Source organism: Verrucomicrobiota bacterium, assembly GCA_016871535.1.
Taxonomy (GTDB): domain Bacteria; phylum Verrucomicrobiota; class Verrucomicrobiia; order Limisphaerales; family SIBE01; genus VHCZ01.
Genome location: VHCZ01000199.1, coordinates 1 through 11,457, shown reverse-complemented (window position 1 = coordinate 11,457; position 11,457 = coordinate 1). Strand labels below are relative to the sequence as shown.

The window sequence follows — 11,457 nt, the reverse complement described above, 5'->3', positions numbered from 1 at the left end:
GAATTTTGCCTGGGGCTGCGTTGCTCCTCGGTCACAGCCCCACTGGCGGGGGATGCTCGCTCGTCGCGCCTTGCCCCAGGCCAAATTGGGCGCAACGAACGTGAGCGTATTTACGAAACGGACCACTTAGTTACCGTCCGCCTTCCGCCGGGTTCAGCCAGGGTGTCGTAGCCCAGTACCATTCGCGGGTCTTTTTCGCATCCACGTGGCCGTCGGTGTAAAGGTTATTGCTCCGTCCATTGTGGCGCGGGTCTGGGCCGCCCCAGTTCGGGTCATCTTGCGAAGCGACGCAGCCGACACATGGAGCGTCATTGGCCACGTCGTGCACGATCCAGCACCCCGGTTTGCGCAAAGAAGCCGGCGTGATGCACCGGTCGGGGTCTTTTGTGTTGGCCGGCGCCGTCCCGCCATCGACGATGTGGATGGTGCCCGACGGATTGACCACGTTGGCATCGGTCAGACCTTTAATGCTCCAAAAGCCCCAGGAACCCCCGAGTCGATAATTCGCCGCGTAATTGCCGAACAAGCCGTCCATCGAGTAAATCAACTCTCCTTCCGTGCTGATCTTGAAGGGGCCGACATTGACGCGGGTCTTCTTGGGCCGCACCGGGCAGAGCAACAGCTTTTTCGTCTGTTGGTAAGGGAACGTGTAACTAAACCAATTTGTCTGATCGACGCCGTTGGCGGTGCCGGTGAAGGTCCAGGGATAACGCTGGCCGAAATCATCTTGATACAAGCGCGTGGCCAGCGCGAGTTGCTTGAGATTGCTGACGCAGGAGATCGCCTGGGCCTTGGCCTTGGCCTTTCCCAAGGCGGGCAACAGCATGCCAGCCAGAATGGCGATAATCGCGATCACGACCAGGAGTTCAATCAGCGTGAAGCCCGGCACGCGTTTGGCCGGAAAATGGCGCGAGGGAGGAGCGGATGGCAAGGCGTTCATGGTTCACCGCTGATAGCACTGTGCGACCGCATTGTCCAGATCACTATCGGAGGCCTGCAACGCCCGCGAACGAAACAAGAAATTGAAGAGGTTCCCTTCGTGTGGCTGCAGCGGATTGATCCGCGTAGTGGGAATAGGCCCCAGATTGAGCCGGTCGATTTGCGGCGAATCTATGAGCCGCCGTTGCCAGTCTTCATCTTCGGTGATGGTCGTACAGACGAGCGTATGGCCGATTTGGTCGAGCATCTGCTCTTGCGGACACGCCACCACCGCCACGAACGGAAACATGAATTCTGTGTTGGCCAAGGCGCGATCCGGCGAGGCGCAACGGATCACCCACGGCCGCAAGTAACCGCAGCGCTCCGTTTCCACAAGGCGCGGCCCGAAGTTCGCAGTCACGTCTTCGACGCCGTCTTCCTTCAGTTTCTCAAGAATCCAGGCGTGGATCGCACGGGCGCGGCCTGGCACAGGGAAGGCCGCGAGTGCGGCGGCGGGATCGTCCGGAGGTTTGACGTCGATCGGGACCAGGCGTTCGGCCAGTGCTTGCGCGATGGCCCGGGTGTGGCGCGAGGCCCAGACGCCCGAACAGTTGATGCAGCCGCGGCCGGCGTTGTTCAGAACGCTTTCCACGATGAGATCGAGATGTCGTTCCCACTCGTCCGCGACGTCGTCGCCCAGCAGAATCTTGCTGTAGCCGGGCCCGTGAACCTGGACGCGTGGGTTCCCCGCGTGACTCTGGACCGTTTGGGCGTTCCCGAAGATGAAGGCTCGCCGACAGTGATTGATAATCTCCAGGCCCAACTCAACGCCGCCCGGATAAATGCCGATGACTTCGCGGGGAATGCCCGCTTCCGCCAGCGCCGACGCGATGCGGTACGGCGTCCAGAATTCCTGCGATCCCGGCTTCAACACCAGGCCAAGCTGCATCGCGATGACGGGCAGCCACAACGTGTGAACGCCGGGCGAGTTCGACGGCAGCACCATGCCCAGCACCGGCGACTGCGCTTGATAGCTCACGACGGCGCCTAAGGCTTGTCCCAAAACTGCCGATTTCTCGATGATCGATTCAGGCGGGTTTTCCCGCGCTGGTTTCGGAGACGGATGTGGGCGCTACAGGAAGCCAGATTTCTATTCTATCGCCCAATTCGTGATGCCGCAGCCGGCCGTGAAGACACGGCTGGCTCATTCCTCAGTCAGAAGGTGGACGACGGCGAGATTAAGCCGCCAAGGCTTGGGGGTGGGTCTGCGGTCTGGCCTTGCGCTGAGGCAAACGGGCGATGACCCACAAGTTGTGAGTGAACACCGCCCAACTCACGGCCAGTTCCCGACTGGCGAATCCTTTGCTGCGCAGCGGTCGGCCCAGAAAATTATTCTTCACGATCCCGATGCGTCCTTCGCATTGAGAGCGCCGCCGCTGCAGCCGGCTGAATTTCCAGGACTTCTTCCTTTGCTTCAATGCTTTGGGCGAGCGGGGACAAATGGCATTGTAGGTCTTTTGCTCTTTGAGCCATTGCTGAGAGCGTGTCCGAAAATTCCGCGGGGTCTTGTTTTCGCGCCAAAGGCCGGATGGCGAGGCGCGACGAAGGAGAATATCCTCCCTGGATCTTCGACTGAGGAGCAACGAAGCCAGGCGGCCTTTGGCGCGAAAACCCTCCGGGCGGCGGGTCTTTTGTCCGTGGCCTGCGTTGGCTCGGTCCTTACAGCCCGCGTTGGGGATGCTCGGACCTCGCCGCCTTGGCCACAGCCAAAATCCCTCGCCGCAGGACCCCGCGCAATTTTCGGACACGCTCTGATTGTTCTGGCTATCGAAGCCGCGATCCGCTCCGACGGCTCCCACATGGACCTTCAGTTTCTCTTCTATGCGTTGGAGGCTGCGCGAGACTAACCGGGCGTCGTTCGGGGCCACGTCTTTGAAAAGCTCCCAATCGATAATCACGCCCTGGGAGCTTTCGCCCAGGAGCAGGGTGTTGCCAAACTCGACCTCCGCGCCCGCTTTGTGCCGCACGATCACTTGCACGTCCGGTTCATATAAACTCAGGATCTTCTCTTTGGAGGGCACCAGTTGACCGTGCAGAATGCGCTCCCGGGCTTGCTGGCGCGCCGCGGGCAATTGCGCGAGCACATTGTCCAAGCGGCGTAGAACGTAATCGGTTTCGCCGCGGGTCCACTCGGTCTGTTCCCATTGCTGGTCTAAAAGCCCTCGATAGCCCCTAGCGTGAGGAGCCACGCAGCCGACCAGCTTGTCCCCCCCCCCAGCCTGCCGACGCTTTATCTGGATTTGGTCCGAAAACTGCAATCGCCGGACAGCTCGATTGACGATATTGCGAAGACGGTCGCGCAGGACATCGGCATGACGGCGCAGATTCTGAAAATCGTCAACTCGGCTTTCTTTGGCCTGCCGCGTCCCACGACGAACATCGCCGAGGCCGTCAGCTTCATCGGCGTTGAGACCGTCAAACACCTGGTGCTGGCTGCGGGCATCTTCCGGCAATTCGAGGCGCGCAAGCTTGGCGGGCTGTCGCTGGAAACCCTCTGGCAGCACAGTTCACGCGCGGCCGGCGCAGCCAAGGCCATCGCCAAGAGCGAACGCGTGGGCCGCCAGGTCATGGAGGATGCCATGGTCGCAGGCCTCCTCCACGACGTGGGCAAACTCGTGCTGGCGAGCAATTATCCGGACCAATACGAAGAGGTCGGCCGGCAAGCGCAGGCCAAACGCGTCGAATGGCTCGTCGAGGAACGCGAAGCGTTTGGTTTCGACCATGCGGACGTCGGCGGCTATCTGCTCGGTCTTTGGGGCCTGCCGCCGCCGGTCGTCGAAGCGGTAGCCTTCCACCATTTCCCCACCAAGAGCGAACGCACTTCATTCACGGCCCTGACCGCAGTGCATGCCGCGAATGTTTTGGTCCAAACTCAGCGGCCTACTCGTGGCGGGATCGTGCCGCCTCAAATCGACCTTCTTTACCTGGCGAAGATCGGCCGGGCAGAAGCCGTGGCTCATTGGCACGACGAAATCGCCGAGGCGCCGGCGATTTGATCCCAAATCCCAACCATGCCGGAACAGTAGCGCTGTGGGGCAGGCTTTCCAGCCTGCCGGTTAGGGGGACTTTCCAGTCCCCAGCGGCACATCTCGCGAAACGGAGCTGGAAAGCTCCGTGAACCCGCAGGCTCGAAAGCCTGCGCTACTTGCCTCGAAAGCAGATGCACTGAGATGCGCGCTGGGCTGATCCAGAATTCTCCGTTGCCTCCTCGAAGAGTTTCCGCAACATTCACGCCCTATGTCGAGTGAGCGGAAGCAGTACCCGTTTCGGCTGATCGAGCCGAAGTGGCAGAAGATTTGGAGCGCACAGGAATCTTTTCGGGCCTGGAATCCCGGTGAATCCATCCCTGCGAGCCATCCCTTCGCTCAACGTCACCCGGTCCACCGCGCCGAAGCGCCGCCCAAGTTCTACATCCTTGACATGTTCCCGTATCCTTCCGGCGCCGGGCTGCACGTCGGGCATCCCGAAGGCTACACCGCGACGGACATTCTCGCGCGCTACAAACGCGCCCGCGGGTTCAACGTGCTCCATCCGATGGGCTGGGATGCCTTCGGTTTGCCGGCCGAGCAATACGCGGTCAAGACCGGACAACATCCGCGCCAGACCACGGAACAAAACATCGCCACATTCAAGCGCCAGATCCAATCGCTCGGCTTCAGCTACGATTGGAGCCGGGAAATCGACACCACCGACCCCCATTACTTCAAGTGGACACAATGGATTTTTCTGCAGCTCTACAATTCCTGGTTCAATCCGGCGACGAACAAGGCCGAGCCAATCGAGTCGCTGCCTTACCCTCCCGAACTCAAGAATGAAGAGGCCCGGCGCCCGTATCGCGACTCCAGGCGCCTGGCTTATGTCGCGGAAATGCCCGTGTGGTGGTGCGACGAACTCGGCACGGTGCTGGCGAATGAAGAAGTGATCGATGGCAAGAGTGAAGTGGGCGGATTTCCCGTCGTTCGGAAGCCCATGCGCCAATGGATGCTCCGCATCACAGCTTACGCCGAACGCTTGCTTCAAGATTTGGAAACGATCGACTGGAGCCATTCGCTGAAGGAAATGCAGCGGAATTGGATCGGGCGGTCGGAAGGAGCGGAGGTGAAGTTCTTAGTGATCAGTGATCAGTGTTCAGTAACCATTCATCAGTCATCAGTGAAGACAACTGATTTACTGAATACCGATTACTCGATCACTGTGTTTACCACTCGGCCAGACACGCTTTTCGGGGCCACCTACATGGTGCTGGCGCCGGAAAATAAATTGGTCGAGCAAATCACGCCAAGCGAATGGCCTGCGAACACCCCCGACGCGTGGAAGGGCCACGACCATTCCGCACTCCGCACTCCGCACTCCTCACTCGCAGCGTACCGCGCCTTTGCCGCCGCCAAAAGCGACCTGGAGCGCACGGATCTCGCGAAGCAAAAGACCGGCGTCTTCACGGGCGCGTACGCCATCAACCCGGTCAATGGCGCGCGCATCCCCATCTGGATCGCGGATTACGTCCTGATCAGCTATGGCACCGGCGCGATCATGGCCGTGCCGGGGCATGACGCACGCGACCTGGAGTTCGCGCAGAAATATAACCTGCCCATCGTGCAAGTCGTCCAGCCGCCGGAAGGCAAAGATTGGCGCGGCTACGTGGACGACGGAATCTCGGTGAACTCCGCGAACGCCGAGGTTTCGCTCAACGGCTTGCCCACGTTCGAGGCGAAACGAAGGATCACTTCCTGGCTGGAGTCCAAAGGCCTGGGAAAGAAAACGATCAACTACAAACTCCGCGACTGGCTCTTCAGCCGGCAACGATACTGGGGTGAGCCGTTCCCGATCGTTTGGAAGAAAGACTCCAACGGCCAGCCCTATCACGAAGCGTTGCCGGCAAGCGCCCTGCCGCTTTTGCCGCCGGAATTGACCGATTACCGTCCGACGAGCACCGGCGAACCGCCCCTCGCGCGGGCGAAAGGCTGGGTGAATCTGCCGGATGGCTCCGTCCGGGAAACCAACACCATGCCGCAATGGGCGGGGAGTTGCTGGTATTATTTGCGTTACCTCGACCCGCGCAACGAGCGGTCCTTTTGCGCCCGCGAGGCGGAGGCGTATTGGATGGGAGCTTTCGCAGGTTCCAAGTTTCAAGTTTCAAGTTCCAAGTCTGAAGGCTTGGCCGCCGCCAACTTGGAACTCGAAACCTCAAACTCGAAACTGAACAGATCCACGACCCCAGGAGTGGATTTGTATGTTGGCGGCGCGGAACACGCCGTCTTGCACCTGCTCTACGCGCGCTTCTGGCACAAGGTGCTCTATGACCTGGGCCACGTTTCAACGCCGGAGCCATTCTTCAAGCTCGTTAACCAGGGAATTATTCTTGGGGAGGACAGCCAGAAGATGTCGAAGGCGCGCGGCAACGTTGTCAACCCGGACGATATGGTCGCCGAATTCGGCGCGGACGCGTTTCGGCTCTACGAGATGTTCATGGGACCGCTGGAGGACGTGAAGCCGTGGAGCACCAAAGGGGTCGAAGGTGTCTATCGATTTCTGGGGCGCGTATGGCGGCTGTTCGTGGACGAGAAGAGCGAAGACGAGTTTGAGCAGGCTCTGACGGTCCGGTCCGAAGCGGGGGCCGAGTTGCTCGACCAGATTCACCTGAGTCAAGCGATCCAAGGTGTCGAGCCGACGCCAGCCCAGTTCAAAACGCTGCACGCGTGCATCAAGAAAGTCACCGAAGACCTGGACCGGATGCGATTCAACACGGCGATCTCTGCGCTCATGGTTTTCGTCAATGAGGCAACGGCCTGGGAGACGAAACCGGGCGAGGTGTTAGGGACTTTCCTGATCTTGCTCCAGCCATTCGCGCCGCACCTGGCGGAGGAACTCTGGGCGAAGCTCGCGACCCAACCGCCAATCGCCAATCGCCAATCGCATATCCCCCTGGCCTACCAACCCTGGCCGGAGTTCGATCCGGCCTGGCTGGTCGAAGACACCCTCGAGTTGCCCGTGCAAGTGAACGGCAAACTGCGGGGCCGCATTTTGGTTGCCGCCAGCGCTTCGACGCAGCAAATTGAGCAGGCCGCGCTGGCGAACGACAAAGTCAAGCCGCACCTCGAAGGCAAAGCGGTCAAGAAGATCATCATGGTGCCAAAGAAGCTGGTTAACATCGTGACTGAGTGAACTAAGCAACTTACCCGCTGTTCCATGGCGCGCCTGACGAAACAGGAACAAACCGTGTTGATCCTTGTGATGCTCTTGCTATTGACCGGCTGGGCCGTCAGAGCGTGCCGGACGTCTCACCCTCCCGCCCTGCCGACCACGCCCGCGCAGCCTTGAAGATCCCGAATTCATGCAAGCGATCAATTTCGACGAAATCCTGGAAACAATTCTGGCCAAAGATCCGCGTTACCGGCGCGAAGCGTATTTGTTCCTGCGCGAGGGGCTGGATTACGCGCAGAAGCAAATCTGCAAGGCCAACAAGAACGAAATCCGCCACATCACCGGCCAGGAACTGCTCGGCGGCCTGCGGGACTACGGGCTTTCCCAGTTCGGCCCGATGACCGCCACCGTCCTCAACGAATGGGGCATTCGTCGGTGCGAGGATTTTGGCGAGATCGTCTTCAACATGGTGGAGCACGGATTGCTCAGCAAAACCGAGAAGGACAGCCGCGAGGACTTCAAAGGAGGGTATGATTTTGACGACGCCTTCCGCAAACCGTTTCGACCGTCGGGCAAGCAGACTCCCGCCCGATCCCCGGAAACGAAATCTCCTTGAAGTGCTGACATGCGATGAACTTCCCCACTCCTTTCAGTAGTTGCGGCGTCGTGGTGGAACATCGCGTTCCCCCTCACCCCAGCCCTCTCCCTCAGGGAGAGGGGGACGTGCATCCTGCGCTTGAAGCAGCTTGCGCACGCGATTTTTTCAAGCGCAACCGCAGGTGCTCCCTCTCCCCAAGGGAGAGGGCTGGGGTGGGGGGGAACGCGGTTTCCAGGCACCCAGTGTGCCGGCCATTGGAATGAGCAAGAAATCTGCAATGATCGCCAAACAACTTCCTTCGGCCGCGGCTTCCACGGAAACGGACATCCCGGTGTTCCCGGCGAACACTCGCCTCGCGACGCTGGAGAACGGACTCACGCTCATCATCCGCCAGGACCACAGCGCGCCGGTGGTTTGCGCCCAGGCGTGGTGCAAATCCGGCAGCATTCACGAAGGCAAATGGCTCGGCGCCGGTCTCTCCCACATGCTCGAACACATGCTCTTCAAGGGCACGACGACGCGAGGCGCGGGACGGATCGACCAGGAAATCCAGGAGGCCGGCGGAAACATGAACGCCTACACGTCGTTCGACCGCACAGTCTATTACATCAACGTCCCGAACACCGGCACGAGCGTCGCGATCGATATCCTGTGCGACATCGTGCAGAACGCGACGCTCCCGGAAGACGAGCTGGTGAAGGAGAAACAAGTCATCCTCCGGGAGATGGACATGTATCAGGACGATCCGGGCCGCCGCGCCAGCCGCCGTTTGTTTGAGACCGCGTACACCCGAAGCCCCTATCGCTTTACCATCATCGGTTATCCGGACATCTTCAATCAAGTGCAGCGCGAGGACTTGGTCGCGTACTACCGCGAGAAATATATCCCGGGGAATGTTTTTCTGGTCGTGGTGGGAGACTTTTGCGCGGAGGATGTGGAAGGGCAAATTCGAAAGGCCTTCGCGGACGTCAAAGCCAAAGCCTTTCCGCTCGTCGTCATCCCGGACGAACCCAAGCAAGCGGGCGAGCGCGAAATCATCGAAGAAGCGCCCATCGAGCTCGGCCACTTTCACCTCGCCTGGCATATCCCGGAGCTTCGGCATCCGGATATTCCAGCGCTGGACGTTTTGGCAACCCTGCTTGGCAGCGGCCACAGCTCGCGGCTTTATCAGGCAGTCCGGGAACGGAAAGGCCTGGTCCATTCCGTCGATGCCTTTACGTACAATCCCGGCAGTCCCGGTCTGTTTGGCATGAGCGCCATGGTCGATGCGCCGCGCTTCCAGGAAGCGCGCGAGGCAATGCTCCACGAGTTGGAGCGAATGAAAGACGAACCGGTCTCTCCGGCCGAATTCTCCAAGGCCATCAAGCAGTTTACGTCCGCGACTCTCGCGACGCGCAAGACGATGGGCGGGCAAGCGCAGGATTTGGGCGCCAATTGGCTGGCGGCCACAGACCTGAATTTCTCCGAGCGCTACCTGGCATCGGTCAAACGCTTGTCTCCGGAAGATCTGCAACGCGTAGCGCGCGAGCACCTCACCGCGGACAATCGAACCACTTACGCTCTGCTTCCGTCAGGCACCGCGCCCAAAAAGATCCATGCGTCGGCTCAAGCCTCGGAGCATCCGATCCAAAGATTCGAGCTCGCAAACGGCTTGCGCCTGTTGATCAAGGAGGATCATCGCTTGCCTTTCGTCCAGTTTCGCGCCGTGTTCCTTGGCGGAGTGCTGATCGAAACACCTCGGAACAACGGGCTCTCGTTGCTCGTGGCCAAGATGCTTCTCAAGGGCACCGGCTCCCGAACCGCCGAACAGATCGTGACCGAAATGGAATCATTGGGCGGAAGCATCGACATTTACAGCGGGAACAACAGTCTTGGCGTCAACGCCGAAGTCTTAAGCGGCGATTTCGACGAGGGCCTCGATCTTCTGTCCGACGTGATCCGGCATCCGACCTTCCCCGAAGCTCAGTTGGAGCGTGAGCGCGAAGTCCAGCTCGCCACGATTCGCGCACAAAAGGATCACTTGCTCCAAAGCGCCAGCCGCATCATGCGGCGCGCCCTGTTCGGCGAGAGAGGTTATGGGCTTGACCTGGTCGGAACTGAGGAATCGGTTTCCGCGGTTCAGTCCTCGGATTTGAGCAGTCTCCACCAAAAGCTCGTCATCCCCAACAATTGCGTGCTCGCGATCTATGGCGACGTGGAAACGGAACGCGTCCGCGCGGCGGTGGAACAATGGCTTGGCTCCTGGCCAAAGGGTGTCCAGGTTCCCGCCCGATCAAGCGAATCGACTGCGCTCGCGGAAATTCGGCGCGCTTCCGAATCCCGCGAAAAAAAGCAAGCGGTCCTGGTCATTGGTTTTCCCGGGGTCGACCTGCACAACCCGGACCGATACGCGTTGGAATTGATTCAAGAAGCGCTGAGCGATTTGGGTTCCCGTTTGTTCGTGCGGATTCGGGACAACCTGGGCCTGGCCTATTACGTCGGGGCGCAGAACTTCCTCGGTTTGCAGCCGGGCTACTTCGCCTTTTACGCCGGCACCGCGCCGGAGAAAGCGGCCTTGGTTGAATCGGAACTTCTCCAGGAAGCCGAAACCCTGCGGCGCGACGGCCTCACCGAAGCCGAGTTGAAGCGAGCGAAGGCCAAGATTGTCGGCCACAAGAAAATCGCGCGCCAGGATTTGGGTGCGCTCGCCATGATGACGGCGCTGGATGAGCTGTATGGCCTGGGCTTCGCGAATTATGACAGCGAAGACCGGCATTACGAAGCCGTCACGCTGGAACAAATCTCGGCCGTCGCGCGAAAATACCTTAATCCCCAAGCCTGCGTCGTCGCCACGATCAAGAATGGGTAGCGTGGGACGGCTCGCCCGGCCGTCCTGCGATTCGCCGAGCACAAATATGGCGCGGGGAAACCGCAACCCAATGGACCTTAAAACGGCAGTTGATTAGCCACAGAGAGCACAAAGACCGCAGAGGAAACATGGACGATACGCGCCAATGACCCACAGGGTGAATCGGTCTTTCACTATAAAAGCCTGTCACTCTGTGTGTTCTTTGTGCTCTCTTTGCCTGAACTGCTTTTCCAGGATTCATACCTTTACACCGAACTTTCGGCCGAGGTCGTGCTCACGGCGCCGAATGGGACGGAGACGCGAAGGCTGCCGCTTTTCTGGGATGGCGGTTCCACATGGAAGTTTCGCTTCTCGCCCGATCGAATCGGCACGTGGGGCTGGATCGTCGCAAGCTGGGACAAAGGATTGAATGGACGGACTGGCGCCTTCCGCGCCGTAAACTCCAAACGCAAAGGAAGCCTCCGGCCAATGCCTGACCTCAGCCAGCCTTCGCGATTCCCAGGGGAGCGGGAACGTCTGCAACCTCGCCCTGTTGGAGGCGAATTGAAATCACGTTCGCGTCTTACTTTTACTGGCAGTTTTACTGGCGGTCCGGTGAAGCCCCTGATCCTCGCCTAAGTTCTCGGTTTTCATAGAAAAAGCGCCACCCGCGGGGATTTCTTGTTGACAGGGAGATATAGACGTTCTATATCTTATTCCGTGGCTGCTTGCTTGCCCTTGCTGCACAAGACGCCGTTCATCCTGGACGAGCGTCCCCTGCTCGAAGCCACCAGCGCGCACGCCGGCCTGCTCAGCGTTTCGCGCGCCTTCCGCTCGTTGGGCCTGCCCGACTTGATTAAGGCCAATCTCACCCTGCGTCAGCGTCAGCGCGGGTTCGAGGAAGCCCAGTGCA

Annotated in this window: 8 protein-coding genes and 1 pseudogene; 6 read left to right on the top strand and 3 right to left on the bottom strand. The window is 59.9% G+C overall.

From position 1 onward, the window contains the following. Window positions 1–130: 130 nt before the first annotated feature. The 3 genes and pseudogenes from FJ398_20620 to FJ398_20610 form a co-directional block, all read right to left on the bottom strand. Window positions 131–940: a prepilin-type N-terminal cleavage/methylation domain-containing protein gene (locus FJ398_20620; protein ID MBM3840318.1), complete on the bottom strand. Its 810-nt coding sequence runs from the start codon at window positions 938–940 to the stop codon at window positions 131–133. Between the two features lie 3 nt (window positions 941–943). Continuing rightward, window positions 944–1,924 (bottom strand): aldehyde dehydrogenase family protein, encoded by a 981-nt coding sequence (locus FJ398_20615; GenBank protein MBM3840317.1) that lies wholly within the window; start codon window positions 1,922–1,924, stop codon window positions 944–946. Between the two features lie 390 nt (window positions 1,925–2,314). After that, a pseudogene (locus FJ398_20610) lies at window positions 2,315–2,374 on the bottom strand (hypothetical protein). A gap of 769 nt (window positions 2,375–3,143) precedes the next feature. On the opposite strand from FJ398_20610, the gene FJ398_20605 reads away from it, so the two are divergent. The 6 genes from FJ398_20605 to FJ398_20580 form a co-directional block, all read left to right on the top strand. Continuing rightward, the gene (locus FJ398_20605; protein MBM3840316.1) at window positions 3,144–3,974 is read left to right on the top strand and encodes an HDOD domain-containing protein; all 831 of its coding nucleotides are present in this window, start codon (window positions 3,144–3,146) and stop codon (window positions 3,972–3,974) included. A gap of 241 nt (window positions 3,975–4,215) precedes the next feature. Then, complete coding sequence (locus tag FJ398_20600; GenBank protein ID MBM3840315.1) at window positions 4,216–7,140, top strand: leucine--tRNA ligase; 2,925 nt, start codon at window positions 4,216–4,218, stop codon at window positions 7,138–7,140. Between the two features lie 169 nt (window positions 7,141–7,309). Continuing rightward, a complete protein-coding gene (locus FJ398_20595) occupies window positions 7,310–7,735 on the top strand; it encodes a hypothetical protein (GenBank protein MBM3840314.1) in 426 nt (141 codons plus the stop codon). A 241-nt stretch (window positions 7,736–7,976) separates the two neighbouring features. Then, window positions 7,977–10,565: an insulinase family protein gene (locus FJ398_20590; GenBank protein MBM3840313.1), complete on the top strand. Its 2,589-nt coding sequence runs from the start codon at window positions 7,977–7,979 to the stop codon at window positions 10,563–10,565. 135 nt (window positions 10,566–10,700) lie between these two features. Then, the gene (locus tag FJ398_20585) at window positions 10,701–11,183 is read left to right on the top strand and encodes a DUF5060 domain-containing protein (GenBank protein ID MBM3840312.1); all 483 of its coding nucleotides are present in this window, start codon (window positions 10,701–10,703) and stop codon (window positions 11,181–11,183) included. Window positions 11,184–11,264: 81 nt separating this feature from the next. After that, the coding region (locus FJ398_20580) for a hypothetical protein (protein MBM3840311.1) at window positions 11,265–11,457 on the top strand (193 nt) is incomplete at its 3' end.

Bases quoted from the DNA above. Each gene is read 5' to 3' on its own strand.
- FJ398_20590 (MBM3840313.1), top strand. From the start codon at position 7,977: ATGAGCAAGAAATCTGCAATGATCGCCAAACAACTTCCTTCGGCCGCG.
- FJ398_20600 (MBM3840315.1), top strand. From the start codon at position 4,216: ATGTCGAGTGAGCGGAAGCAGTACCCGTTTCGGCTGATCGAGCCGAAG.
- FJ398_20615 (MBM3840317.1), bottom strand. From the start codon at position 1,924: ATGGTGCTGCCGTCGAACTCGCCCGGCGTTCACACGTTGTGGCTGCCC.
- FJ398_20595 (MBM3840314.1), top strand. From the start codon at position 7,310: ATGCAAGCGATCAATTTCGACGAAATCCTGGAAACAATTCTGGCCAAA.
- FJ398_20620 (MBM3840318.1), bottom strand. From the start codon at position 940: ATGAACGCCTTGCCATCCGCTCCTCCCTCGCGCCATTTTCCGGCCAAA.